Source organism: Streptomyces roseochromogenus subsp. oscitans DS 12.976 (assembly GCF_000497445.1).
In the GTDB taxonomy this organism is placed as follows: domain Bacteria; phylum Actinomycetota; class Actinomycetes; order Streptomycetales; family Streptomycetaceae; genus Streptomyces; species Streptomyces oscitans.
This window is the reverse complement of sequence record NZ_CM002285.1, coordinates 2,898,470-2,925,091: the sequence shown is the minus strand read 5'-3', so window position 1 is coordinate 2,925,091 and position 26,622 is coordinate 2,898,470. Positions and strand designations below refer to the sequence as shown.

Below are 26,622 nucleotides of genomic sequence, written 5' to 3'. Positions count from 1 at the left end.
GTCAGGAACGAGCCCGGCCAACGGGGCGAACGGGAGGCACAGTGCCGGCTGACGAGGTGACCCGAGGGACCGACGAGGACGGGTCCCGCGGGAGAACCGGGCCCCGCCATGCGGCCCCCAGAAAGCCGCTGTTCACCAGGTTCCACATGCCGGCGGGCAAGGCGATCGCCTCCGTGGCGATGCCGACGGCGGTGCTGATGGGCATGGGCTTCACGTCCACGCTCGCCCTCGCGGACAGCGGTGGCAGCCCGTCCCCGTCGCCGGCCTCCAAGAGCCTGACGGCCGACGAGTACAAGGACTGCGTCAAGGCGCTGGACGGCTCCAAGAGCGCCTCGGCGTCGCCGTCGCCCTCCGCTTCGGCGAGCAAGTCCGCGGACACGGCCACGCCGACGCCCTCGGCGAGCGACAGCGCCAAGGACACGAAGTCCGGCGACTCGGGCACGACCTCTTCGTCGGGTTCAGGTTCCGGCGACAAGGCCTCGCCCACGCCGACCGCGACATCGGACCCCTCCGCCTCGGGCTCCGGCTCGGGATCGTCGGGTTCGTCCGGTGACACGGCCACGCCCACCCCGTCGGCGTCCAAGAGCAGCGGCGGTCTGCTGGGCAGCATCGGCGACACGCTCGGCGGCATCCTCACTGGCGGCAGCACGGACTCCGGATCCCCCTCCGCGAGCCCGTCGCCGTCCGCGACGCCGTCGGCGCGCAAGTCCTCGGACTCGTCGTCGTCCGGTTCCAAGGTCTCCGACACCGTCAACGGCACCGTCTCCAGTGCCGGCAACGCGGTCGGTGACACGGTCAAGAAGGCCACCGACACCGTCAAGAACACCACCGGCTCGGTCTCCAAGACGGTGCAGGACACGGCCAAGGCGGCCGGGTCGGCCACGCCGAGCCCGTCCGCGAGCTCCAGCACCTCGGCGGGGAACTGCCCGGCGGCCACGACCGACCAGGGCGGCGTCGACAACAAGGTGCCGGTGGCGGACGACCCCTGGTACCTGGACGCCAGCTCGCTGCTGCTCAAGGGCGCCGACTACCAGGGCATCGTCGAGGTGAAGACGGCGTCCGGGACCACGAAGAAGGTGCTGAAGTACGTCATCTCCGGCGGCACGGACATCGGGGACCTGCACCAGACGGTGAAGGACAAGCTCTCGGGCAAGACCTACCACGTACAGGCGGCCAAGGGCTCGACGTCCACCATCCGGGGCGGCGCCACCACGATGTACACCGAGAGCATCTCGGGCAACCTCTTCGGCCTGATCCCGATGACGTTCACGCCCGACAGCCCGCCCCCGCTGAACCTGCCGCTGATCTACTTCACCAATGTGAAGGTGGTCCAGGCCGCTCAGTTCGGCGGCAACCTGCACGTGCCCGGCATGCATGTGTACACGACCGACAACTGACCGGTCCCACAAGCCCGTTCGGGAGCCGCAACACAGCTGAGGGCGCCCCCTGGTCCAGGGGGCGCCCTCAGTGCCGTACAAGGCCCTTACGGAGCCTGTCAGTTGATCTGCGCGCCCAGGTGGTGCACGCGGACCATGTTGGTGGTGCCGGGGACGCCGGGGGGCGAGCCGGCGGTGATGATCACCGTGTCACCGGGGTTGAAGCGGCCCAGCTTGGCCAGCTCCTGGTCGACCATGTCCACCATCTCGTCGGTGCTGTTGACGAAGGGGACGACGTGGGGCTCCACGCCCCAGCTCAGGGTCAGCTGGTTGCGGGTGCCCTCGTCGGTGGTGAAGGCGAGGATCGGCTGGGCCGCGCGGTAGCGGGACAGCCGGCGCGCGGTATCACCCGACTGGGTGAAGGCGATCAGACCCTTGCCGCCGAGGAAGTCCGCGATCTCGCAGGCCGCGCGGGCCACCGAACCGCCCTGCGTGCGCGGCTTCTTGCCCGGCACCAGCGGCTGCAGGCCCTTGGAGAGCAGTTCCTCCTCGGCCGCCTTGACGATCTTCGACATCGTCTTGACCGTCTCGACCGGGTAGGCGCCCACCGACGACTCGGCGCTCAGCATGACCGCGTCGGCGCCGTCCAGGATCGCGTTGGCCACGTCGGAGGCCTCGGCGCGGGTCGGACGGGAGTTGGTGATCATCGACTCCATCATCTGGGTCGCCACGATCACCGGCTTGGCGTTGCGCCGGCACAGCTCGATCAGGCGCTTCTGCACCATCGGGACCTTTTCGAGCGGGTACTCGACGGCCAGGTCACCACGGGCCACCATCACGGCGTCGAAGGCCGCGACGACGTCCTCCATGTTCTGCACCGCCTGCGGCTTCTCCACCTTGGCGATGACCGGGACCCGGCGGCCCTCCTCGTCCATGACACGGTGCACGTCCTGGACGTCCTTGGCGTCCCGGACGAAGGACAGCGCGACCATGTCGCAGCCCATGCGGAGGGCGAAGCGCAGGTCCTCGACGTCCTTCTCGCTCAGCGCGGGCACGTTGACGGCCGCGCCGGGCAGGTTGATGCCCTTGTGGTCGGAGATGACACCGCCCTCGATGACGATCGTCTTGACCCGGGGGCCCTCGACGTCCAGGACCTTCAGCTCGACGTTGCCGTCGTTGATCAGGACCTGGTCGCCGCGCGAGACGTCGCCCGGCAGCCCCTTGTACGTCGTACCGCAGATGTGCTTGTCGCCCGGTACGTCCTCGGTCGTGATGACGAACTCGTCACCGCGCTCCAGCTCGACCGGACCCTCGGCGAAGGTCTCCAGGCGGATCTTCGGGCCCTGCAGGTCGGCGAGGACGCCGATGGCCCGGCCGGTCTCCTTGGCCGCGGCCCGGACGCGGTCGTACCGCGCCTGGTGCTCGGCGTGGGTGCCGTGGCTGAAGTTGAACCGGGCCACATTCATGCCGGCCTCGATCATCGAGACGAGCATCTCGTGGGAGTCGACCGCGGGGCCGAGAGTACAGACGATTTTCGAACGGCGCATGGGGCGATCCTATCGGTTTGTTTCGCTACGGAATATTCCGTCTGGCGGAAGATACAAATGAGTGCCACACCGCTCAGGTGCTATTCAGTTGTTCTTTCCGACCAGTGCGTAGGTCTGGGTCGCGATCTCCAGTTCTTCATCCGTCGGCACCACGGCGACGGCGACACGCGCATCCTTCGGAGAGATCAGCCTGGCCTCGTCCGCTCGCACCGCGTTCAGCTCCGGGTCGACCGCCAGGCCCAGCCCCTCCAGGCCCGCGATCGCGGCCTCGCGCACCGGCGCCGCGTTCTCGCCGACCCCGGCCGTGAACGCCACCGCGTCCACCGTGCCGAGGACGGCGTAATAAGCGCCGATGTACTTCTTGAGCCGGTGAATGTAAATGTCGAACGCGAGAGCGGCCTCTTCGTCCCCCTCGTCGATCCGGCGGCGGATCTCCCGCATGTCGTTGTCCCCGCACAGACCGAGCAGGCCGCTCCTCTTGTTGAGAAGAGTGTCGATCTCGTCCATGGACATTCCGCCAACCCGTGCCAAATGGAAGATGACGGCGGGATCCAGATCACCGGAGCGCGTCCCCATCACGAGCCCCTCCAGCGGAGTCAGCCCCATGGAGGTGTCCACGCACCGGCCCTTCTCGACCGCGGACGCGGAGGCGCCGTTGCCCAGGTGCAGCACGATGACGTTGACCTCGGACGGATTCTTGCCCAGCAGCCGCGCGGTCTCCCGCGAGACGTACGCGTGCGAGGTGCCGTGGAAGCCGTAGCGGCGGATGCGGTGGCGGTCGGCGGTCTTCGGGTCGATCGCGTAGCGCGCCGCGGACTCCGGCATCGTCGTGTGGAACGCGGTGTCGAAGACGGCGACCTGGGGCAGGTCGGGGCGGAGCGCCTGGGCGGTGCGGATGCCGGTGAGGTTGGCCGGGTTGTGCAGCGGGGCGACCGGGATCAGCCGCTCGATCTCGGCGAGCACCTCGTCGTCGATGACGGTCGGCTCGGTGAAGAACAGGCCGCCGTGCACCACCCGGTGCCCGATCGCGGCCAGCTCCGGCGATTCGAGGCCGAGGCCGTCCCGGGTCAGCTCCTCGGCGACCGCCTTGAGCGCGGCGTCGTGGTCGGCGATGGGCCCGGTGTGCTCGCGGGTGTCGCCGGTGGTGAGGCAGGTGTGCTTGAGCCGGGAGGTCTGCTCGCCGATGCGCTCCACCAGGCCGACGGCCAGTCGGCTCGCGTCGCGCATGTCGAGCAGCTGGTACTTCACCGACGAGGAGCCGGAGTTGAGGACGAGGACGCGAGTCGCCGCGCGTGTTGCTGTCACGGTGTTCAAGTGCTCTCTGCTGGGCGTCAGTTGGCGGACGTCTGGGCCTGGATCGCCGTGATGGCGACGGTGTTGACGATGTCCTGGACGAGGGCGCCGCGGGACAGGTCGTTGACGGGCTTGCGCAGACCCTGCAGGACCGGGCCGACGGCGATCGCGCCGGCCGAGCGCTGCACGGCCTTGTACGTGTTGTTGCCTGTATTGAGGTCCGGGAAGATCAGAACCGTTGCCTGCCCGGCGACATCGGAGTCCGGCAGCTTGGTGGCCGCGACCGACGGCTCCACGGCCGCGTCGTACTGGATCGGCCCCTCGATCTTCAGGTCGGGCCGGCGCGAGCGCGCCAGCTCGGTGGCCTCGCGCACCTTGTCGACGTCGGCGCCGGAGCCGGAGGTGCCGGTGGAGTACGACAGCATCGCGATCCTGGGCTCCACGCCGAACTGTGCGGCCGTGGACGCCGACTGGATGGCGATGTCCGCGAGCGCTTGCGCGTTCGGGTCCGGGTTGACCGCGCAGTCGCCGTAGACCAGCACCTTGTCGGCGAGGCACATGAAGAAGACGGACGAGACGATCGAGGAGTCCGGCTTGGTCTTGATGATCTCGAAGGCGGGGCGGATGGTGGCCGCCGTGGAGTGCACCGAGCCGGAGACCATGCCGTCGGCCAGGCCCTCCTGGACCATCAGGGTGCCGAAGTAGTTGACGTCCGACACGACGTCGTAGGCGAGTTCGACCGTGACGCCCTTGTGAGCGCGCAGCGCGGCGTACTTCTCGGCGAAGGAGTCCCGCAGTTCCGAGGTGGCCGGGTCGATCAGCTGGGTGTCGCCGAGGTCGATGCCGAGGTCGGCGGCCTTCTTGCGGATCTGGTCCTCCGGCCCGAGCAGGGTCAGGTCGCAGACCCCGCGGCGCAGCAGCACCTCGGCCGCGTGCAGCACCCGCGCCTCGGTGCCCTCCGGGAGGACGACCCGGCGCCGGTCGGAGCGGGCCTGTTCCAGGAGTTTGTGCTCGAACATCATCGGGGTGACCCGGTCGCTGCTCGGCGCCGAGACCCGGCGGGCCAGGTCGGCGGTGTCGGCGTACCGCTCGAACAGGCCGAGGGCGGTCTCCGCCTTGCGCGGGGTGGCCGCGGTCATCTTCCCCTCCAGCGAGAACAGCTGCTCGGCGGTGGGGAAGCTGTTGCCGGTCACGGAGAGGACCGGGGTGCCCGGGGCGAGCCGGGCCGCGAGGGTCAGGATCTCCTCGGTCGGCACCTCGTTCAGGGTGAGCAGCACGCCGGCTATCGGCGGGGTGCCGGCGCTGTGCGCGGCCAGTGAGCCGACGACCAGGTCGGCGCGGTCGCCCGGGGTCACGACCAGGCAGCCCGGGGTCAGGGCGGTGAGCAGGTTCGGCAGCATCGCGCCGCCGAAGACGAAGTCCAGCGCGTCCCGGGCGAGGCCCGAGTCGTCGCCGAGCAGGATCTTGGCGCCCAGGGCGTGGCCGATCTGGGAGACGGTCGGCGCGGACAGCGCGGGCTCGTCGGGCAGCACGTAGCAGGGCACCGGCATCCGGGCGTCGAGCCGCTCGGCGATCAGGCCGCGGTCCTCGCGGGCCACCCGGTTGACCGCCATGGCGAGCACGTCGCAGCCGAGGCCGTCGTAGGCGCGGTAGGCGTTGCGGGTCTCCGCGAGGACGGACTCGGCGGACTGCTTGCGGCCGCCGACCACCGGGATCACGGAGGCGCCGAACTCGTTGGCGAGACGGGCGTTCAGGGACAGCTCGTCCGGCAGCTGGGTGTCGGCGAAGTCGGTGCCGAGGACGAGGACCACGTCGTAGTCCCGCGCCACCAGGTGGAAGCGGTCGACCAGCGCCGAGACCAGCTCGTCGGTGCCCTGCTCGGCCTGGAGCGCGGACGCCTCGTGGTAGTCCATGCCGTAGACGGTCGCCGGGTCCTGCGAGAGGCGGTAGCGCGACCGCAGCAACTCGAACAGGCGATCGGGGCCGTCGTGCACGAGCGGCCGGAAGACGCCCACCCGGTCGACCTGCCGGGTCAGCAGTTCCATGACTCCCAGCTCCACGACCTGGCGGCCGTCACCGCGATCGATCCCGGTCACGTACACGCTGCGCGTCACGCGTCGACTCCGTTCCTCATGTCATATGTCTGCTATGCCGGCGTACTGGTTACAAGGTCGCGTCTTCGGCATAAAAATCGCCCACCAAGGTGAGCTGAACCCTCTTGACAATACCCCTGCCGCCGGATAAGGCGCCCGTCAAGTGACTCAGGGTCCCGGCGGACGTGGAACAATCGACACTGGCTCACCGGTACCGACAGCGAGCAGGAGACACAGCACGATGCGCATCGGAGTTCTCACCGCAGGCGGCGACTGCCCCGGCCTGAACGCCGTGATCCGGTCGGTCGTGCACCGGGCGGTGGCGCAGTACGGCGACGAGGTCATCGGCTTCGAGGACGGCTACCGGGGTCTGCTCGACCGCCACTACCGCTCCCTCGACCTGGAAGCGGTCAGCGGCATCCTGGCCCGCGGCGGCACCATCCTCGGCTCCTCCCGGCTGGAGCGCGACCGGTTGCGCGAGGCCTGCGACAAGGCGACCGACATGGTCGAGGAGTTCGGCATCGACGCGCTGATCCCGATCGGCGGCGAGGGCACCCTGACCGCGGCCCGTATGCTCTCCGACGCGGGCCTCCCGGTCGTCGGCGTCCCCAAGACCATCGACAACGACATCTCCTCCACCGACCGCACCTTCGGCTTCGACACCGCCGTCGGCGTCGCCACCGAGGCGATGGACCGGCTGAAGACGACCGCCGAGTCCCATCAGCGCGTGATGGTCGTCGAGGTCATGGGCCGGCACGCCGGCTGGATCGCCCTGGAGTCCGGCATGGCCGCCGGCGCCCACGGCATCTGCCTGCCCGAGCGGCCCTTCGACCCCGCGCACCTGATCAAGATGGTCGAGGAGCGCTTCGACCGCGGCAAGAAGTTCGCCGTCATCTGCGTCGCCGAGGGCGCCCACCCCGTCGAGGGCACCATGGACTACGGCAAGGGCGAGATCGACCAGTACGGCCACGAGCGCTTCCAGGGCATCGGCACGGCGCTCGCGTACGAACTGGAGCGGCGCCTCGGCAAGGAGGCCAAGCCGGTCATCCTCGGTCACGTCCAGCGCGGCGGCGTCCCCACCGCCTACGACCGCGTCCTCGCCACCCGCTTCGGCTGGCACGCGGTCGAGGCCGCGCACCGCGGCGAGTTCGGCAAGATGACCGCGCTGCGCGGCACCGACATCCAGATGGTGCCGCTCGCGGAGGCGGTCACCGAGCTGAAGACGGTACCGAAGGACCGGATGGACGAGGCCGAGTCGGTCTTCTAGGCCGTCCTGTTCTCCACGGCCGTCCAGAAGTTCTCCACGATCCGGTCGAGGAACTCCTCGCCCCCCTCGCCGGACTGTTTGCTGCCGCCGCCCCAGCTGAGGGTGGCGGCCATGTGTCCCTGGTAGTCCTCGTGCAGTTCCCGCAGGACGTCCTCCACGACGGCGCGGTCCACGGGCGCCAGTTTCGCCACCGGACGCACATAGGCCTGCCAGCGGGTGGTCACCGCGCTGTGCAGCAGCTCGGCGAGCTTGACCTCGCGGCCCGTGACGGCCACGAAGTCGGGCAGGGCCAGCTGCAGCAGCTCCGCCAGCGCGGCCGACTGGCGCTCGTTGCCGCGCCAGGTGCCGCTCTCCTCCATCCGCAGATACACGGGCAGGTCCGTGCCGATGGCCCGGGCCACGTCCTCCGGCGCGATCCCGCGCGCGATGCGATGCTCGCGCAGGGTCCGGGGCCGGCCGATGAGATCCCCCGCGGAACACCACAACACCCCGGCGAGAGCGGTGAGTTCGGGGCTGGTCGGGGAGGCGAGGCCGCGCTCCCAGGCGATGACGAGATCGGGCGTGACATAGGGCAGACCGTACGAGGCCCGCATGCCGTAGGCGACATGCTCGGGGCCCATGCCGAGCGCGGCGCGCAGCCTGCGGGCGGCTGGAGCGTTGAACGGAGGAGCTGAGGGTTGGCGCACCCCGCACAAGCTAGGGGTGCTACCTCGTGCTGACTACGGTCCGTTCGAACGAGATCACGGATCGTAGATTCGTACGTCTAGATCGTTCCCTATGTCATGGCACGCGGTGTCACGCCCGTCACCTGGGGTTACCCCACGTTACCCCTTCACCGCCCCACCGAGTGCGAAGCCACCGCCCAGTCTGCGGGCCACCAGGACGTAGAGCAGGATCACCGGCGTCGAATAGATGACGGAGAACGCGGCGAGCTGGCCGTAGGCCACCATGCCCCGGTTGCCGAAGAAGTCGTTGATGCTGACCGAGGCCGGCATCTGGTCCGGGCTGAGCAGCAGCATGAACGGGACGAAGAAGTTCCCCCACATCATCACGAACGAGAACACGGTGACGACGGCGAGCCCCGGCCCCATCAGTGGCAGCACGATCCGGACCAGGGACTGCGGCGAGGACGCCCCGTCCGTCCAGGCCGCCTCCTCCAGCTCCTTCGGCACCCCGTCCATGAAGTTCTTCATCAGCCAGATGGCGAACGGGAGCTGGGAGGCGGCGAAGAAGAAGATCGTGCCTTGCAGGGTGTCGATCAGGTTCACCCGTACGAACAGCGCGTACACGGGCACCATGATCGCGGTGATCGGCAGGCTCGTCGCGAACAGGATCGTCAGCAGGAACGGCCGGTTGAGCCGGGAGCGGAACCGGGACAGCGGATACGCGGCCAGCGCGGCGCACACGACGGTCAGCGCGGTGCCGCCGCCGCACAGGATCAGGCTGTTGAGCAGCGGGGTGTAGGTGATGTCCGGGGTGAGGATCGCGTCGAAGTTGCCCAGGGTGAACCCGTCCGGGACCCTGACCCGCAGACCGGCGTGCGGATCCACGGAGGACAGCACCACCCAGGCGAGGGGCAGCGCGAAGGCGACGGCCACGACCAGCAGGGAGAGATCGGCGGCGAGCCGGCGGGAGGTGCGTTTGCGGGGCATCTCGGTGTCACACCTCCGTCCGCAGCAGCCGCAGATACACGACCGAGAACAGGGACCCGACGAGCAGCAGGAGCAGGGCGACCGCGGTGGCGTACCCGATCATGCTGTTCTGGAAGGCCTGCTCGTACATGAACAGCGGCAGCGTCTGGCTCTTGTTGCCGGGCCCGCCCCGGGTCATCACCCAGATCAGCCCGAAGACGGACAGCGTCTGCAGGGTGTTGAGCATGAGGTTGGTGCCGATGGACCGCCGGATCATCGGCAGCGTGATGTGCCACATCCGCCGCCAGCCGCCGGCCCCGTCCACCTCGGCGGCCTCGGTGATCTCGCTCGGTATCTCGTCGAGGGCGGCGGAGTAGACGAGCATCGAGAACGCCGTACCGCGCCAGACGTTGGCGAAGGACACGGCGAGGACGGGCAGTGTGAACAGCCAGTTCTGGCGGGGCAGATGGAGCCACTCCAGGAGGGCGTTGAGCGTCCCCTCGCGCCGGAAGAAGGCGTACAGCAGAAACCCGGCCACCACCTCCGGCAGCACCCAGGCCGTGATGACCACCCCGCCGGTGAGCGTGCGCACCGGCTTGGAGGCCCGCTTCATCAGCGCGGCCAGGGCGAGCCCCAGGGTGTTCTGCCCGATGAGCGAGGACAGCACGGTGAACACCAGCGTCAGCCAGACCGCGTTCCGGAACTCCGCGTCCTGAAAGGCGTGCCGGAAGTTGGCGAACCCGACGAACGACGCATGCGCCTGACCGGTCAACTGCAGGTCGGTGAAGGCGATGTAGACGCAGTAGGCGATCGGCCCGGCGAGAAAGAGCAGCAGGAGGACGACGGCGGGGGAGAGGGGGAGGGCCCGGGTGATCCGGGGCCGGTGGTGCCTCACTTCTGGACCACTTGGCCGCCGGTGACGTCCTTGAGCGCCGAGTCGTACGTACCCACCGCCTTCTCGGCCGACGCGTCACCGGTCGTCACGCTCTCCATCGCCTCCTGGATCGCGGTCGACACCTTCGGGTACGCCGGATACGCGGGCCGGTAGTGCGTGGTGGCGACCAGGTCGGTGAAGAACTTGATGCCGGGCTGGGCGGTGGCGTACGACGGGTCGGCGGCGACGTCCTTGCGCACGGAGATGCCGGAGTCGGCGATGTACCACTTCTTGGCGTTGGCCTCGGTCTGCATGGTCTTGATGAAGTCGAAGGCGAGGTCCGGGTGGCCCGCCTTGGCCGGGACGGCCCAGGTCCACCCGCCGGACATGCTCACCTTCCCGGGCGCCTGCCCGTGCTGGGTGGGCATGTACGCGAGGCCCAGCTGCTGGGACCAGTCGGGCCACTCGTGGCCGCTGCCGGGGAGCCAGGTCTGCGGAAGCCAGGAGCCGTCGAGGTCGATGCCGATCTTGCTCTGGGGGAGAAGCTCGCCCATGACGGTGGTGGCGAAGTTGGGATCGAGGGCGTCGGAGACGTCGGGGCCGAGCTTCTCCTTGTACACGGTCTCGACGAACTTGAGCGCGTCCGTGAAGCCCTGGCCGGCAGTGATCCACTTCTTTGTCGTGGTGTCGTAGAGCGGATCCGAGGTGCCGTCGCCCGTGCCGTACAGGAGCATCTCGAATCCCTGCATGGTGGCCCGCTCACCGGCCTGCTTGCCGGTGTAGACGTTGAGCGGGGTGACGCCGGGCACCTTCTGCTTGATGGTGCGGGCGGCGGCGAGTACGTCGTCCCAGTTCTTCGGCTGCCAGTTCAGCGGCAGCCCGGCTTTGCGGAAGACGCGCTTGTCGAACCACAGCCCCCGGGTGTCGGTCCCGTCCGGGACGCCGTACGTCTTCCCGTCCTGCCCCCGGGCCGCCGCCTTCGCGGTGTCGATGAACTGCCCCCAGTCCGGCCACTTGGCCAGGTACGGGTCGAGCGGTTTCAAGTACCCGCTGGTGATGTCGGAGTTGATGAGGAAGGTGTCCTCGTAGACCAGATCCGGTGCGGTCCGCGGCGAGCGGAGCATCTGCTGGACCTTGGTGTAGTACTCGGAATCCGGGGCCTTGACGGGGACGAACTCGACCTTCTTGCCCGGGTACTTCTTCTCGAACTCCTTCTTGATCCCGGCGAGATAGGTGTCCATCACCTTGACCGAGTTGTCGGTCGACTGCTTGTAGGACACCTTGAGCGTGTTCGGGCTGGTTCCGGAGCCCGAGCCGCACGCGGTGAGGGCGGTGGCGGCGAGGGCGGCGGTGAGGAGGGCGGAGAGGGCGGCGGTGGGGCGCACGGGCATGACCTCCTGCGGGCGCACTTCTACGTGGCCAGGTGGTTGCCGTGCGAAGGTAAGAGGAGTGGTCTAGTCAGGTCAATGCGTGTGCGCGCAATTGGAGTACGCGGATCCTCTCGGCCCCGTTCACCCGCTCACCGCCCTTGCGGAACCCACCGATAAACCAGCTCCGGCCGCCCCACCTGTCCGTACTGCGGGCTGCGTGCGGCGCGGCCCGTGTCGACCAGGTGTTCCAGGTAGCGGCGCGCGGTGATGCGGGAGATGCCGACCGCCTCGGCCACCCCGGCCGCGGTCAGTCCGGCCGCGGCCTCGCGCAGTGCGCCCGTCACCCGCTCCAGCGTGGGCGCGCTCAGCCCCTTCGGCAGCGCCGCGGGCGACGGCGCTCGCAGGGTCGCCAGCGCGCGGTCGACCTCGTCCTGGCCGCTCGCCTCGCCCGCCGCCGCGTGGAACTCGGCGTAGCGGACGAGCCGGTCCCTCAGCGTCGCGAAGGTGAACGGCTTCAACACGTACTGGACCACGCCCAGCGAGACGCCCTCCCGCACGACCGCCAGATCGCGTGCCGAGGTGACCGCTATGACGTCCGCGTGATGGCCGGCCGCGCGCAGGGAGCGGGCGAACTGCAGGCCGTGGACGTCGGGGAGGTGCAGGTCCAGGAGCAGCAGGTCCACGGGCGTACGGTCCAGGACGCGGCGGGCCTCCGCGCCCGTGTGAGCCTTGCCGACCGCGACGAAGCCCGGCACCCGGCCGACGTACAGCACATGGGCGTCGGCGGCGACCGGGTCGTCCTCGACCACGAGGACGCGGATCGGCTGCTGGTCCACGGTCATCTGCCGTCACCCACCGCCGAGCGCAGCGGCAACCGCACCTCGAACATCGCTCCGCCCTCGCCGTCCTCGTCCGGCTCCGCCACCGTCAACGTGCCCTCGTGGCGGGTCACCGCCTGCCGGACCAGGGCCAGTCCGAGGCCCCGGCCGCCCGGCCCGGCCGGCTTCGTCGAGAACCCCCGCTGGAATACCAGGTCGGCATGGGCCGGGTCGACACCGGGGCCCGTGTCGGACACCCGCAGGACCAGTTCGGTGTCCGAGGCGTACGCCGTCACGGTGACCCGCGCCACCGCACTGCCCTGCGCCGCGTCCACCGCGTTGTCGATCAGGTTGCCGAGGATGGTGACCAGGTCCCGCGCGGACAGGCCCTCGGGGAGCAGGCCGTCGTCGAGGCGGCTGTCCGGGGACACCACCAGTTCCACGCCCCGCTCGTTGGCCTGGGCCGTCTTGCCGAGCAGCAGGGCCGCGAGCACCGGTTCGCCGACCGCCGCGACCACCTGGTCGGTCAGCGCCTGGGCCAGCTCCAGTTCCGCCGTGGCGAACGCCACCGCCTCCTCGGCCCGGCCCAGCTCGATCAGCGACACCACCGTGTGCAGGCGGTTGGCGGCTTCGTGCGCCTGTGAGCGCAGGGCCTGCGTGAAGCCGCGCTCCGAGTCCAACTCGCCCATCAGCGACTGGAGTTCGGTGACATCGCGCAAGGTCACCACTGTCCCTCGCTGCTCACCTCCCGACACCGGCGACGTGTTCACCATCAGCACCCGGGTCGCCGTCAGATGCACCTCGTCCACCCGGGGCTGCGAGGACAGCAGGGCCCCGGTCAGCGGGGCCGGCAGGCCGAGGTCGGCGACCGAGCGGCCGATCACCTCGTCCTCGGAATCGACGCCCAGCAACTCCCGCCCGCCGTCGTTGATCAGCGCCACCTTGTACTGCCCGTCCAGCATCAGCAGGCCCTCGCGGACCGCGTGCAGCGCCGCCTGGTGGTAGTCGTGCATCCGGCTCAGCTCGGTGGCGTTCATGCCGTGGGTGTGGCGGCGCAGCCGGGCGTTGACGACGTACGTGCCGACCGCGCCCAGCAGCAGCGTGCCGCCGGCCACCCCGAGCAGTGCCGTGACCTGGTCCTGGACCCGGGCGCTGATCTCCTCCACCTTGATGCCGGCGCTGACCAGGCCGATGACCCGGCCGTTCTCCTCGACCGGGGTGACCGCACGGACGGAGGGGCCGAGGGTGCCGGTGTAGGTCTCGGTGAAGGTGTGGCCGTGCACGGCGGGGTCGATACGGCCGAGGAAGCGTTTGCCGATCTGACGGCGGTCGGGGTGGGTCCAGCGGATCCCGTCCGGGTTCATGATCGTGACGAAGTCGACGTCGGCGTCCCGCATGACCTGCAGGGCGTAGGGCTCCAGCGCGGCCGAGGGGGCGGAGGTGTGGATCGCCGAGCGGACCGAGGGGGCGTCCGCGATCGACCGGGCCACCGCGGTGACCTGGCGGACCGCCGCGTCCTCGGCCTGCCGCTGGTCGCTGACGTAGGTGAACAGCGCGTACCCGGCCACGACCAGCGCGATCAGCACGGCCTGCATGGCGAACAGCTGGCCGGCCAGGCTGCGGGGCCGGGGGAGACGGGGGACGCGCATGTCAGCAGTGTGCCTCTTCGTGTGTCTCGTCGGTTAAGCGTGAACTAAATGAACGGAAGGGTGACCGCTCTCACAGGGCGGGAGATAGTCACGGCATCCCCCACAACCCCCGGACGTGAGCCGCACGCCGGTGATGCCGACGAAGACGTCAAGGAGGGCAGCCGTGGCCGCCAGCACCCCCGATACGGCACCTGCCGTACCCCGTGTGAAACGGGACCGGACCCATTACCTGTACATCGCCGTCATCGTGGCGGTCGCGCTCGGCATCGCCGTGGGACTCATCTGGCCCGACGCCGCGGTCCAGCTGAAACCGCTCGGTACCGGTTTCGTCAACCTGATCAAGATGATGATCTCGCCGATCATCTTCTGCACGATCGTGCTGGGTATCGGGTCGGTACGGAAGGCCGCCAAGGTCGGTGCCGTCGGCGGTATCGCCCTCGGCTACTTCCTCGTCATGTCGCTCGTCGCGCTCTCCATCGGGCTCGTCGTCGGCAATGTGCTGCACCCGGGTGACGGGCTGCACCTGACGAACGCGATCAAGCAGACCGGCCACGCCCAGGTGTCCGCCGACGCGCTGCCGCCCGTCGACTTCGTACTGTCGGTCATCCCGACCACGTTCATCTCCGCCTTCACCGGGGGCCAGGTCCTCCAGACGCTGCTGGTGGCCCTGCTCGCCGGGTTCGCGCTGCAGGCCATGGGCCCGGTCGGGCAGCCGGTGCTGCGCGGCATCGAGCACATCCAGCGGCTGGTCTTCCGCATTCTGTCGATGGTCATGTGGGCCGCGCCGATCGGTGCCTTCGGCGCGATCGCGGCCGTGACCGGTTCGGCGGGCCTGGACGCGCTGAAGAGCCTCGCCGTGCTGATGCTCGGGTTCTACGTCACCTGCGTCCTGTTCGTCTTCGTCGTGCTCGGTGCGGTCCTGCGGATCGTCGCGGGCCTGAACGTCTTCTCGCTGTGCAAGTACCTGGCGCGGGAGTTCCTGCTGATCCTCTCCACCTCCTCCTCCGAGTCCGCGCTGCCGCGGCTGATCGCGAAGATGGAGCACCTGGGGGTCAGCAAGCCGGTCGTCGGTATCACCGTGCCGACCGGTTACTCCTTCAACCTCGACGGCACGATGATCTACATGACCATGGCGTCGCTGTACATCGCGGACGCGCTGGGCACGCCGATGTCGGTCGGCGAGCAGATCCCGCTGCTGCTGTTCCTGCTGCTGGCGTCCAAGGGCGCGGCGGGCGTCAGCGGCGCCGGGCTCGCCACCCTGGCCGGCGGCCTCCAGTCGCACAAGCCCGCGCTGGTCGACGGCGTCGGCCTGATCGTCGGCATCGACCGCTTCATGAGCGAGGCCCGCGCGCTGACCAACTTCGCGGGCAACGCGGTGGCGACGGTGCTGGTGGGCACGTGGACCAAGGAGATCGACAAGGAGCGGGTGCGGCGGGTGCTCGCCGGTGAGCTGCCGTTCGACGAGACCACGCTGCTGGACGAGAACCAGGAGACGGTCACCGAGGTTCCCGAGCCGCAGGAAGAGGCGCTGGCAAAGGCCTGACCTGCATAAATCCCCGGATGTCCGGCCCCGCCTGAACCGGGGCCGGGCATCCGGCATTTTCTACGGCCGATCTCCACGACCGGTGCGTCTACGACGACCGATTCGTCTACGACTCCGCACTCACCCTGGCCACCAGCGCCGAGGCCAGCGAGGCGGGCATGCCCGCCGCGGTCAGGACCGTGACCGTGGCCGAGCGGCCCGCCTCGTCCGCTGCCAGGAGGCCGTCGTTCACCGCCTCCATCACCGCGAACAGCAGCTGCTCGTGCACATACGCCAGCGCCGGCGCCGGCAGCGGCGAGCTGAACACGCCCGCCGCCAGGCCCTGTTGGAGCAGCTCGGCCTTGTTGGCGCGCAGCGGGGCGAGGCGTTCGCGGATGCCCTGGACGGTGACCGTGCGCTGCGCCAGAGCCACCAGCAGCCGATAGCGGTCGGCGATCTCCCAGATCGCGAGCACCGAGCGGGCCACCGACTCCGCCGGATCCGTCACACCGTCCCGCGCCCGGGCGTCCGCGTCCGCCAGCGCCTCCACGGCCCCGTCGACCAGGGTGCTGATCAGCGCCTCACGGCTGGGGAAATGGCCGTACACCGTCCGTCGTACGACGCCTGCGGCGCGCGCGATCTGGTCCATGGAGGCGTCGGGATCGCGCAGCAGTTCGGCGAGGGCGACGTCGAGGATGCGGCGCCGGTTGGCGTCGGCGCGGCTGGTGTTACCCGTGGTCATGGCGGTCATTCTGCCTTCCCTCTGCCGTGGCTCTGTCTTCCCCTGCTTCCCCCTGTCTCTCCCCGGTCGGCTCTCTCCCGTCTTTCCCGGCCGACTTGCACAGTCATGTGCAGCGAGCGTACATTGCACATGGTTGTGCAATTGCACGTCACTGTGCAAGTCCACTTCCCGCATCACATCTCGTCGCGCATTTGAGGAAGGCGACCCCTGCCATGCGACTCGTCATGACCGAACCGGTCGAGAAGATGGAGCGCCCGTACGCCCGGCGCTGGTGGGCACTGCTCGTGCTCTGCCTGAGCCTGCTGATCATCGTGATGGCGAACACCGCCCTCACGGTCGCCGCGCCCGACATGACGAAGGACCTCGGGCTCTCCAGCGCCGACCTGCAGTGGGTGATCGACGGCTACACCGTCCCCTACGCGGCGCTGATGCTGCTGCTCGGCGCGATCGGCGACAAGTACAGCCGGCGAGGCGCCCTGGTGCTCGGCCTCCTCGTCTTCGGCGGCGGCGCCGTCTTCGGCTACCTCGCCGACAGCGCGGCGACCGTCATCGCTGCCCGCGCCGTGATGGGCGTCGGCGCGGCGCTGATCATGCCCGCCACGCTCTCCCTGCTCGCCGCGACCTTCCCGCGGGCGGAGCGGGCCAAGGCGATCACGCTGTGGACGGCGACGGCCGGCCTCGCCATCGCCGCGGGTCCCGTGGTCGCCGGCGCGCTGCTGCGCGACCACGGCTGGTCCTCGACCTTCCTGATCAACGTCCCCATCGCGGCCGTGGCGATCATCGCCGCCTTCGTCCTGGTCCCGCCCTCCAAGGCCGGTCACCACGACCGCATCGACTACGTCGGCGGCCTGCTGTCGGTGATCTGGACCGGCTCGCTGATCTACATGATCATCGAGGGCCCGCACTTCGGCTGGGGCGTGAAGGCCGTGACGGCGGCGGTGGTCGCGGGCGTCGGCCTGGTCGCCTTCGTCCTCTGGGAGCTGCGCCACCCCCGCCCGATCCTGGACGTCCGCCGCTTCACGCACCGCCGCTTCGCGGGCTCCAACCTCGCCGTGGCCCTGTTCTTCCTGGCCGTCTTCGGCGCCTTCTACTACCTCACCCAGCACCTGCAGTTCGTCCTCGGCTACGACGCCCTGGAGACCGGCACAAGGATGCTGCCGCTGGCCGGCGCGGTCTTCGCCGGCTCGGCCCTGACCGGCTTCCTGACCCCGCGCGTCGGCATGAAGTGGACGGTCAGCGCGGGCATGGTCGGCGGCACCACCGCCCTCGCCCTGCTCACCGGGGTCGACGCGGGCTCGACGTACACCGACTTCCTCGCCCCCCTGATCATCCTGGGCCTCGCCATCGGCCTCGCCCTCTCGCCCTGCACCGACGCGATCATGGGCGCCTTCCCGGAGTCCGAGCTGGGCGTCGGCGGCGCGGTCAACGACACCTCGCTGGAGCTGGGCGGCTCGCTCGGCATCGCGATCCTCGGCTCGCTGCTCGCCACGTCGTACGGCAACCATCTGAGCGACGCCACCGCCGGAAGCAAGCTGCCCGCGAGCGCCCTGGACACCGCGCAGGACTCGGTCGGCGCCGGATACGCGGTCGCGCAGGGCATCGGCGAGAAGGCACAGGCACTGGCCGCGCAGGCGGCACACGCCACGAACCCGCAGCAGGCCGCCCAGCTCAAGCAGCAGGCCACCGAACTCGCCGCCGGCGCCCGGCAGATGGCCCACGCGGTCGGCTCCTCCTTCTCCGACGCCGTCGCGCACACCAGCCTGGTCGGCGCGGTGATCCTCGGTGCCGGCACGATCCTGGTGGCCGTTCTGCTGCCGCGCCGTGAAGCCCCCGCGCCGAACGTGAAGACCGAGGAGAAGGAACTGGTGGACAGCTCGGCCGGCTGACCCGCGCGCCGGCTTCACCAGACCTTTCGGACTCCCCCCGGCCCTTGAAGCCGGGGGGAGTCCGGGGTGTTCCAGGGACGCCCGACCGAGCCGAGATCCCGCGCACCCGACCATGGACTGCGGAAGCCGCGGAGCGAGACCCAAGCACGCACTTCCGTTGCCGGAGCGCACCTACACTTGCACCGCGTGCGGAGCCGTCTCTCCAAGGGACGAGTACTCCGCGCGCGTGCTACCGGTCCGGGCTGGTCCGGCTCCGGCTGGTGTCAAGTGCCGCGCCGGAACCGGAACGGCACGTTCACGCGTGGCGTCAGTATGTGACGTGTGATGAGTCAGTACCTGTACGGAGGCACGGGGGCATGAAGATCGACTGGGACCGGCGGACCTGCGCACGCAAGGGACATACGACCTACGCGCCCGACGATCCCCGCCTGCGCCTGCGGCTGCACGCCGAGACCGCGCTCGGGGACGTGTGGCGCTGTCTGCGCTGCGGTGACTTCGTGCTCGGTGAGCCGCACGGCTCGGGGCCGGCCGCCGACGCCCCGCTGGTGCCACGCGGAAAGGTGCTCCGGGACCTGTTCATCCTGCGCTTCCTGGCGATCGAGCGGCTGGTGCGCGGGGTGTTCATCGTGCTGGTCGCGGTGGCGGTGTGGAAGTTCAGCAACAGCCAGGACGCGGTACGGAAGCTCTTCAACGAGAACCTGGACGTCTTCCGCCCGGTGTTCCGCCACTTCCACTACGACCTCGACCATTCGCCAGTCGTCGGCTCCATCCAGAAGGCGTTCGGCTACAAGCACTCCACGCTGCTGCTGGTGGCCGCCCTGCTGCTCGCCTACGCGCTGATCGAACTGGTCGAGGCGGTCGGCCTCTGGTACGCCAAGCGCTGGGCGGAGTATCTGACGGTGGTCGCGACGGCCGCCTTCCTGCCGCTGGAGATCTACGAACTCACCGAGAAGGTCAGCTATCTGAAGATCGCCACCCTGATCCTGAACATCCTCGCCGTGCTCTACATCGCCCTCGCGAAGCGTCTGTTCGGGCTGCGGGGCGGACGGAAGAAGTTCGAGGAGGAACGGCACAGCGCCTCGCTGATGGAGGTCGAGGAGTCGGCGGGTGTCACCGTCTAGCCGCACTGAGCCTCAAGCGGGTCTCCCTTCGCCATGCCGGTTTCGCCTTCACGGGAGTGGCTGCCGAGGGCGGTCGCCGGGACCCGGGCGAGGACAGGGCCTCTTGCCTTGACGCCGACGTCAACGCCTACCGTCGTAGGCATGCGAATCGGCGAGCTGGCAGCGCGGGCCGGGACCACGGCCCGCGCCCTGCGCTACTACGAGGCACGTGGGCTGTTGCCGGCCCGGCGGGACGGGAACGGACACCGCACCTACGACGAGGGCGACCTGCGGCTGCTGGAGCAGATCCGGACGCTGCGGGACTTCGGGTTCGAGCTGGAGGAGACACGGCCCTTCGTGGAGTGTCTGCGGGCCGGGCATCCGGAGGGCGACTCCTGCCCGGCCTCGCTCGACGTCTACCGGCGCAAGCTGGGCGAGCTGGACGCGCTCATCGGGCAGTTGTCGGCGGTGCGGGAGACGGTCGCCGGGCAGCTGCGGCGGGCCGAGCTGGCCCGGGACGCGCTGGCCGCCGAGGCGCTGGCTCCGGGTGGCCCGGAGCCCGTATGCGAACTGGGAGGGCTTGCGCGATGAGTGTGACGAGCGGACTGTCGCAGGTGACGGACGCCGATTTCGAGGCGGAGGTGATCGGCTCCGGTCTTCCGGTGCTGGTGCAGTTCACGGCCGACTGGTGCGGGCCGTGCCGGCAGCTCGCGCCGGTGCTGAAGGACATCGCCTTCGAGGAGGGCGACCGGCTGAAGATCGTGCAGCTCGATGTGGATCACAATCCGCAGACGACCGTCGCCTACGGTGTGCTGTCGACGCCGACCCTGATGGTCTTCCGGGACGGTGAGCCGGTGCGGTCGATGGTGGGGGCGCGGCCCAAGCGGCGGCTGCTGGAGGAGCTGGCCGACGTGCTCTGAGGCGGATACGCCCATCAAAAAATCCCCTGGGCAATTGCGCCCGGGGGATTTCTGTGCGTATATTCAGTGATTCGCGACTTCGTTATTGAATAAGTCGCGTAGATGTTTACTGGGCACAGTATATCCGGGCGGGAGCGGAATTGTCAAACACCGAATTTCCACACGATGAATTGCGGCGCGAGCAGGAATTCATCGACGGACTGTACGCGCGCGTGGACGTACTGCGCGGTGAGACCGAGACCTCGGTCACGGACGCGCTCGCCCAGGGCGACAAGCCCATGCAGGCCCGGCTGGAGCGGGACATCCTGGTCGCCGAGCGCTCGGGGCTGCTCGCCGCGCTGAACGCCGTCGACGGCTCGCTCTGCTTCGGCCGGATCGACCTGGCCGACGGCACCGCCCACCACATCGGCCGGATCGGGCTGCGTGAGGACGACGCCGAGCACACCCCGGTCCTCATCGACTGGCGTGCCGATGCCGCCCGTCCCTTCTACCTGGCCACCGGGTACACACCGATGGGCCTGCGGCGGCGCCGGCACATCACCACCGAGGGCCGGACCGTGACCTCGCTGCACGACGAGATCCTCGATCTCGGCGACGCGACCCGCACCGGGTACGAGGACCACAACGGCGATGCCGTGCTGCTGGCCGCGCTGAACTCGGCGCGCACCGGCCGGATGAGCGACATCGTGCAGACCATCCAGGCCGAGCAGGACGAGATCATCCGGGCGCCGTACCGCGGGGTCCTGGTGGTCGAGGGCGGGCCGGGTACCGGGAAGACCGCGGTCGCGCTGCACCGCGCCGCCTATCTCCTTTACGAGTACCGCGAGCTGCTGGCCCGCCGCGCCGTGCTGATCGTCGGCCCCAACCCGGCCTTCCTCGGCTACATCGGCGAAGTGCTGCCCTCGCTCGGCGAGACCGGGGTGCTGCTGGCCACGGTCGGCGAGCTGTTCCCCGGGGTGAAGGCCACCGCCGCCGACACCCCCGAGGCCGCCGCCGTGAAGGGCCGCGCCGACATGGCCGAGGTGCTCGCCGCCGTCGTACGCGACCGGCAGGCCCTGCCCGACCCCGTGATCGCGATCGAGCACGACCGCGAGGTGCTGATGCTCGACGACGGCCTGGTGAGTGTCGCCCGCGAGCGCACCCGTGCGGCCAAGCTGCCGCACAACGCGGCCCGCGAGCACTTCGAGGGCCACATCCTCAACACCCTCACCGAGCTGTACGCCGAACGCGTGGGCACCGACCCGTACGACGGGAGCAGTCTGCTCGACGCCTCCGACATCACCCAGATCCGCGACGAACTCGCCGAGAACCCCGAAGTCTGGTCCGCCGTGGACCGGTTGTGGCCGCGGATCAGCCCGCAGCGGCTGGTCGCCGACTTCCTCGCCGAGCCGCAGGACTACCTGCCCGAGGCGGACGCGGACGCCGTCCGGCGCCCGGTGACCCGCGCCTGGACCGTCGCCGACGTCCCCCTGCTGGACGAGGCGGCGGAACTCCTCGGCGAGGACGACCGGGTGGCGCGGGCACGTGCCGAGCGGGAGCGCGAGACGCAGGTCGCCTACGCGCAGGGCGTGCTGGACGTGTCGTACGCCTCCCGGACATACGAGTTCGAGGACAAGCAGGACAGTGACCCGGACGCGTCGGAGGTGCTGTCGGCGCACGACATCATCGACGCCGAAAGGTTCGCCGAGCGGCAGGAGGAGGCCGACCACCGCAGCGCCGCCGAGCGGGCGGCGGCCGACCGGACCTGGGCGTTCGGGCACATCATCGTCGACGAGGCGCAGGAGCTGTCGCCGATGGCCTGGCGGCTGCTGATGCGGCGCAGCCCGACCCGTTCGATGACCCTGGTCGGCGACCCGGCCCAGACCGCCGAGGCGGCCGGTGTCGGCTCCTGGGCGGACATCCTCGCGCCGTATGTCGAGGACCGCTGGGAGCACACCCGGCTCGGCGTCAACTACCGCACCCCCGCCGAGATCATGGAGCTGGCCGCGGCCGTGGTCCGCGCCGAGCACCCCGGCTTCGAGCCGCCGAGTTCGGTCCGCTCCACGGGCGTACGGCCCTGGGTGCGGCAGGCCGCCGGCGAGTTGCCCGAGGCCGTGGCCAAGGCGGTCGCCGAACTCACCCCGCACGAGGGCCGGCTGGCGGTCATCGCCCCGCGCGAGCTGCACCGCTCGCTGGCCGCCCGGCTGGACGGCGTCACGGCGGGCGCCGAGCCCGATCTGACCCGTACGGTCGTGCTGCTCGACCCCCGCCAGGCCAAGGGCCTCGAATTCGACTCGGTCCTGGTGGTGGAGCCGGCCCGCTACGGCACCAGCGACCTGTACGTCGCCCTGACCCGGGCCACCCAGCGGCTCGGGGTGCTCTACACCGGCCGGCTGCCGCAGGCGCTGGCCGCGGGAGTCACCGGGTCGTAGGGGCCGTCGTACGCGTGGGTGTGGCGGACGGCGGCGGGTAGCCGGGGTGCGGCGCGAGGGCAGCGGGGCCGGATGTGCGCACAGCGCGGTTTGAGGTCTCCGAACCACTTCCGGCGACGGCGGGCCACCGGCCCGCCACCGGCACGCCTCCGCCTGGTCAGGCGGGCCGCAGCCACACCGTCGCCAGCGGGGGCAGGGTCAGCCGGATGCTCGCCGGGCGGCCGTGCCATCCCCGGGGCTCCGGCTTGATGACGTCGGGGTTGGCGACATCGCCGCCGCCGTACCGCGCGGCGTCCGTGTTCAACGACTCGTGCCAGGCCGGTACGTCCTCCGGGACGCCCAGCCGGTAGTCGTGGCGGACCACCGGGGACAGATGGGAGAGCGCGAGGAGCGGGTTGCCGTCGGCGTCGAGACGCAGGAAGGCGAAGACGTTGTCGTCCGCAGCGTCCCCGGCGATCCACTGGAAGCCCGCCGGGTCGGTGTCCCGCTGCCACAGGGCCGGAGTCGCCCGGTACAGCGTGTTCAGGTCCCGTACGAGATCCCTTACGCCCCGGTGGTCGGCCGCGGCGCCGTAGGACGGGTCGAGCAGCCACCAGTCGGGTCCGTGCGCCTCGGACCACTCGGCGCCCTGGGCGAACTCCTGGCCCATGAACAGGAGTTGCTTGCCGGGGTGGGCCCACATGAAGCCGAGGTAGGCGCGGTGGTCGGCCCGGCGCTGCCACCAGTCGCCCGGCATCTTCGACACCAGTGCCTGCTTGCCGTGCACGACCTCGTCGTGGGAGATCGGCAGGACGTAGTTCTCGCTGTACGCGTACACCATCGAGAAGGTCATCTCGTGGTGGTGGTACTTGCGGTGCACCGGCTCATGGGCCATGTACTGCAGCGAGTCATGCATCCAGCCCATGTTCCACTTCAGGCCGAAGCCGAGCCCGCCGAAGCCGCTCGGGCCCTTGTGGTGGGTGGGGCGGGTGACGCCGTCCCAGGCCGTGGACTCCTCGGCGATGGTCACCACACCCGGGCAGCGCCGGTAGACCGTGGCGTTCATCTCCTGCAGAAAGGCCACCGCGTCCAGGTTCTCCCGGCCGCCGTGCTCGTTCGGCGTCCACTGGCCCGGCTCGCGCGAGTAGTCCAGGTAGAGCATCGAGGCGACCGCGTCCACCCGCAGGCCGTCGATGTGGAACTCCTCGCACCAGTACACGGCGTTGGCCACCAGGAAGTTGCGCACCTCGCGGCGGCCGAAGTCGAACTCCAGGGTGCCCCAGTCGGGATGCGCGGCCCGCAGCGGATCGTGGTGCTCGTACAGCGGACGCCCGTCGAACTCGGCCAGCGCCCAGTCGTCCCGGGGGAAGTGGGCAGGGACCCAGTCCATCAGTACGCCGATCCCGGCCTGGTGCAGCGTGTCCACCAGGTACTTGAAGTCGTCCGGGCCGCCGAGGCGGGCCGTCGGCGCGTAGAAGCCGGTGACCTGGTAGCCCCAGGAGCCGCCGAAGGGATGCTCGGCGACCGGCATCAGCTCCACGTGCGTGAAGCCCAACTCCTTTACATAATCAGGGAGTTGTTCGGCCAGCTCGCGATACGTCAGGCCGGAGCGCCAGGACGGCAGATGGACCTCGTACACGGAGAAGGGGGCCTCGTGCACCGGGATGTCGCCCCGGTGCGCCATCCACTCCGCGTCCGCCCACTCGTGGTGCGAGGCGTACACGACCGACGCGGTCGCGGGCGGTGCCTCGGTACGGCGGGCCAGCGGATCGGCGCGCAGGGTGCGCGAGCCGTCCGGGCGGGTGATCTCGAACTTGTACACCTCGCCCTCGCCGATCCCCGGGACGAACAGCTCCCACACTCCACAGGAGCCCAGTGAGCGCATCGGGAAACCGGTGCCGTCCCAGAAATTGAAGCCGCCCGTGACCCGTACGCCCCGCGCGTTCGGCGCCCACACCGCGAACCGGGTGCCCGGCACGCCCTGCTGGGTGGTGACATGCGCGCCGAGCGCCCGCCACAGCTGCTCGTGCCGGCCCTCGGCGATCAGATGCAGGTCCAGCTCACCGAGGGTGGGCAGGAAGCGGTAGGGATCCTCGGTGTCCAGGACCGTCCCCTCGTACTCCACCAGCAGCCGGTACTCCGGCACGGCCCGCAGGGGCAGCAGCCCCGAGAAGAACCCGTCGCCGTCGTCGTGCAGCGCGACACGCAGCTCACCGGTGACGACCGTGACGGCGAGCGCGTACGGCCGCAGGACCCGGAAGACGACTCCTCCGGTCGCCGGGTGGGCGCCCAGGACGGAGTGCGGATCGTGATGGGTGCCGTGCAGCAGCCGCTCGCGGTCGGCGGCCGCCGGCGCGCGGGAGAGAGCGGCGGCGTCCGGGGTCTGCTTCGAGGTGGCTGACTTCTTGGTCGTCACGGACGGGCCTCCAGGGCGGACGCGGCGAGGCGACGGATCGCCGACAGCGGTACGGGGAGCCATTCGGGCCGGTGCCGGGCCTCGTAGAGGACCTCGTAGACCGCCTTGTCGGTCTCGTAGGCCCGCAGCAGCACCGGGTCGGTGCGCGGATCGCGGTCGGTCACCTCCGCGTACCCGGAGCAGTAGGCGGCCCGGCAGACGCGCGCCCAGTCCGGCGCGGGCGGGCTCGCCGAGTGGGCCGCGTAGTCGAAGGAGCGCAGCATGCCCGCGATGTCCCGCACCGGCGGCTGCGGCAGCCGCCGTTCGGCCGGCGGCCGGGCCGGCTCGCCCTCGAAGTCGATCAGCGACCACGCCCCGGACGGCGAGCGCAGACACTGGCCGAGATGCAGATCGCCGTGGATCCGCTGCGCCGTCCAGGTGCGGCCCTCGTCGGCGAGTCCGGCCAGCGCCCGGTAGGCCGCGCGCAGCCCGCTCTCGTACGGCCGCAGCACCGGCACCGCCTGGACGGCCGCCGCCAGCCGCTCGGTCATCCCGTCGGCCAGCGACCGCAGCTGGGCGTGGCCGAGGGTGGCCGTCGGCAGGGCGCGGGCGAGCGCGGTGTGCACCTCGGCGGTGGCCCGGCCCAGTTCACGGGCCTCGGCGGCGAAGTCCTCGCCCTTGGCCAGCTCGCGCAGCGCCAGCTCCCAGCCGTCGCTCGCCCCGCTGATGAACGGCTGCAGCACGGCCAGGACATGCGGCTCGGTGTCGGTCCCGGCGTGCAGCCAGGCCGTCGGCGCGGGCACCCGGGGGCAGCCCTCGCGGGCCAGGGCCAGCGGGATCTCCAGGTCGGGGTTGACGCCGGGCACGACCCGGCGCAGCAGTTTCAGGATGAACGTATCGCCGTAGACGACCGACGAGTTGGACTGCTCGACGGTCATCAGCCGGGCCACCAGGCCCTCGCGGATCTCCTGGCGCGGGTCCCGATCGAAGCACAGCCCGCCGATGCGGGCCTGGGTGCGCAGGGCCTCCAGGAGCACTTCGGCGGGCCGGGGGTCGTACAGGGCCTCGTACACCGCGTGTCCGGCGAGCGGCCCGTCCTCCACATGTCCGATGAGCGCGGGCGCCAGCCGGGGCGGCAGCGCCTCGCGCACGCCTATGAGGAGCTGGTAGCAGTCACCGGGGTGGGGCTCGGCGCCGAACACGGACGGCTGGTGGACGCGCAGCAGCAGATGGTGGAGTCCCAACCGGCCGTCGAGCGGCAGCAGTTCGGTGGCGGCCACGAGGGTGAACCCGGTGACCGGGCGCCCCTTTCCGGCGAACCAGCGCTGCCGGGGCAGCCACTCGCGCAGCAGGGGATCGAGTGAAGCGAGGAGGTGACCGGTCGTACGGGAGCTGTCGGAAGGGGTGACCGTTTCCGCCATGGGTGCCACGTCCTTTCCCCGGAGCGTCGGGGTGTTACTGATGCGTGCCCCGGGTGGGGCGGTGGAAACCGCCCCACCCACAGGCCCCTAAGCCACTTCTCGCCGCAGCCGGAACCAGTAGAAGCCGTGCCCCGCGAGGGTGAGCAGGTACGGCAGCTCGCCGATCGCCGGGAAGCGGACCCCGCCGAACAGCTCGACCGGGTGCCGCCCGCAGAACCGGCTCAGGTCCAGCTCGGTGGGCTGGGCGAAGCGGGAGAAGTTGTGGACGCACAGCACCAGGTCGTCGCCGCTTTTCTCCGTCATGGGGGCCTCGCGCAGGAACGCCAGT

General features: G+C 70.2%; 21 protein-coding genes. 8 read left to right on the top strand and 13 right to left on the bottom strand.

Annotated elements, in window-relative coordinates:
• The first annotated feature begins 41 nt into the window (after window positions 1-41).
• Window positions 42-1,397, top strand: coding sequence for a hypothetical protein (locus M878_RS62400; protein ID WP_031224811.1), 1,356 nt, complete (start codon window positions 42-44; stop codon window positions 1,395-1,397).
• A gap of 98 nt (window positions 1,398-1,495) precedes the next feature.
• On the opposite strand, the gene pyk is transcribed toward M878_RS62400, so the two are convergent.
• The 3 genes from pyk to pta form a co-directional block, all read right to left on the bottom strand.
• The gene (gene pyk, locus M878_RS62395) at window positions 1,496-2,923 is read right to left on the bottom strand and encodes a pyruvate kinase (protein ID WP_023546686.1); all 1,428 of its coding nucleotides are present in this window, start codon (window positions 2,921-2,923) and stop codon (window positions 1,496-1,498) included.
• Window positions 2,924-3,007: 84 nt separating this feature from the next.
• Entirely contained in the window at window positions 3,008-4,228 is a 1,221-nt protein-coding gene (locus M878_RS62390) for an acetate kinase (RefSeq protein ID WP_031224810.1), read from the bottom strand.
• A gap of 26 nt (window positions 4,229-4,254) precedes the next feature.
• Complete coding sequence (gene pta / locus M878_RS62385) at window positions 4,255-6,330, bottom strand: phosphate acetyltransferase (protein WP_023546684.1); 2,076 nt, start codon at window positions 6,328-6,330, stop codon at window positions 4,255-4,257.
• A gap of 220 nt (window positions 6,331-6,550) precedes the next feature.
• Between pta and M878_RS62380 the strand changes: the two genes are divergently transcribed.
• The gene (locus M878_RS62380; protein ID WP_023546683.1) at window positions 6,551-7,576 is read left to right on the top strand and encodes an ATP-dependent 6-phosphofructokinase; all 1,026 of its coding nucleotides are present in this window, start codon (window positions 6,551-6,553) and stop codon (window positions 7,574-7,576) included.
• Here the strand turns inward: M878_RS62380 and M878_RS62375 are convergent.
• From M878_RS62375 to M878_RS62350, 6 genes are all read right to left on the bottom strand, one after another.
• Entirely contained in the window at window positions 7,573-8,262 is a 690-nt protein-coding gene (locus tag M878_RS62375; protein WP_031224809.1) for a hypothetical protein, read from the bottom strand. The genes M878_RS62380 and M878_RS62375 overlap by 4 nt on opposite strands.
• Window positions 8,263-8,400: 138 nt before the next feature.
• Window positions 8,401-9,228 carry a carbohydrate ABC transporter permease gene (locus tag M878_RS62370; protein WP_023546681.1) on the bottom strand — a complete coding sequence of 276 codons (828 nt, stop codon included), beginning with the start codon at window positions 9,226-9,228 and terminating at the stop codon, window positions 8,401-8,403.
• A 7-nt stretch (window positions 9,229-9,235) separates the two neighbouring features.
• Window positions 9,236-10,102 carry a carbohydrate ABC transporter permease gene (locus tag M878_RS62365; RefSeq protein WP_023546680.1) on the bottom strand — a complete coding sequence of 289 codons (867 nt, stop codon included), beginning with the start codon at window positions 10,100-10,102 and terminating at the stop codon, window positions 9,236-9,238.
• Window positions 10,099-11,472: an extracellular solute-binding protein gene (locus tag M878_RS62360; protein ID WP_023546679.1), complete on the bottom strand. Its 1,374-nt coding sequence runs from the start codon at window positions 11,470-11,472 to the stop codon at window positions 10,099-10,101. The genes M878_RS62365 and M878_RS62360 overlap by 4 nt, the downstream gene beginning before the upstream one ends.
• A gap of 128 nt (window positions 11,473-11,600) precedes the next feature.
• Window positions 11,601-12,293: a response regulator gene (locus tag M878_RS62355; protein WP_023546678.1), complete on the bottom strand. Its 693-nt coding sequence runs from the start codon at window positions 12,291-12,293 to the stop codon at window positions 11,601-11,603.
• The gene (locus tag M878_RS62350; protein WP_023546677.1) at window positions 12,290-13,918 is read right to left on the bottom strand and encodes a sensor histidine kinase; all 1,629 of its coding nucleotides are present in this window, start codon (window positions 13,916-13,918) and stop codon (window positions 12,290-12,292) included. The genes M878_RS62355 and M878_RS62350 overlap by 4 nt, the downstream gene beginning before the upstream one ends.
• 133 nt (window positions 13,919-14,051) lie before the next feature.
• Between M878_RS62350 and M878_RS62345 the strand changes: the two genes are divergently transcribed.
• A complete protein-coding gene (locus M878_RS62345) occupies window positions 14,052-15,461 on the top strand; it encodes a cation:dicarboxylate symporter family transporter (RefSeq protein WP_051430225.1) in 1,410 nt (469 codons plus the stop codon).
• Window positions 15,462-15,567: 106 nt separating this feature from the next.
• Here M878_RS62345 and M878_RS62340 read toward each other — a convergent pair whose 3' ends face one another.
• Entirely contained in the window at window positions 15,568-16,191 is a 624-nt protein-coding gene (locus M878_RS62340) for a TetR/AcrR family transcriptional regulator (RefSeq protein ID WP_023546675.1), read from the bottom strand.
• A gap of 203 nt (window positions 16,192-16,394) precedes the next feature.
• Between M878_RS62340 and M878_RS62335 the strand changes: the two genes are divergently transcribed.
• The 5 genes from M878_RS62335 (at window position 16,395) to M878_RS62315 (ending at window position 22,499) form a co-directional block, all read left to right on the top strand.
• Entirely contained in the window at window positions 16,395-18,068 is a 1,674-nt protein-coding gene (locus tag M878_RS62335; protein ID WP_023546674.1) for an MFS transporter, read from the top strand.
• A gap of 356 nt (window positions 18,069-18,424) precedes the next feature.
• Entirely contained in the window at window positions 18,425-19,189 is a 765-nt protein-coding gene (locus M878_RS62330; RefSeq protein ID WP_023546673.1) for a DUF2127 domain-containing protein, read from the top strand.
• 141 nt (window positions 19,190-19,330) lie between these two features.
• Window positions 19,331-19,759 (top strand): MerR family transcriptional regulator, encoded by a 429-nt coding sequence (locus M878_RS62325; RefSeq protein ID WP_023546672.1) that lies wholly within the window; start codon window positions 19,331-19,333, stop codon window positions 19,757-19,759.
• Window positions 19,756-20,088, top strand: coding sequence for a thioredoxin (gene trxA, locus M878_RS62320; RefSeq protein WP_023546671.1), 333 nt, complete (start codon window positions 19,756-19,758; stop codon window positions 20,086-20,088). Before M878_RS62325 ends, trxA begins: the two co-directional genes overlap by 4 nt.
• Window positions 20,089-20,258: 170 nt before the next feature.
• On the top strand, window positions 20,259-22,499 hold the full coding sequence (locus tag M878_RS62315; protein ID WP_023546670.1) for a HelD family protein: 2,241 nt from the start codon (window positions 20,259-20,261) through the stop codon (window positions 22,497-22,499).
• A 157-nt stretch (window positions 22,500-22,656) separates the two neighbouring features.
• Here the strand turns inward: M878_RS62315 and glgB are convergent, their stop codons facing one another.
• The 3 genes from glgB to M878_RS99815 all read right to left on the bottom strand — a co-directional run.
• Entirely contained in the window at window positions 22,657-24,894 is a 2,238-nt protein-coding gene (gene glgB, locus M878_RS62310; RefSeq protein WP_023546669.1) for a 1,4-alpha-glucan branching enzyme, read from the bottom strand.
• Window positions 24,891-26,294 carry a maltokinase N-terminal cap-like domain-containing protein gene (locus M878_RS62305; RefSeq protein WP_023546668.1) on the bottom strand — a complete coding sequence of 468 codons (1,404 nt, stop codon included), beginning with the start codon at window positions 26,292-26,294 and terminating at the stop codon, window positions 24,891-24,893. Before M878_RS62305 ends, glgB begins: the two co-directional genes overlap by 4 nt.
• Window positions 26,295-26,381: 87 nt before the next feature.
• Window positions 26,382-26,622 (bottom strand): alpha-glucosidase C-terminal domain-containing protein (locus M878_RS99815; RefSeq protein ID WP_023546667.1); only part of this gene is annotated, 241 nt, incomplete at its 5' end.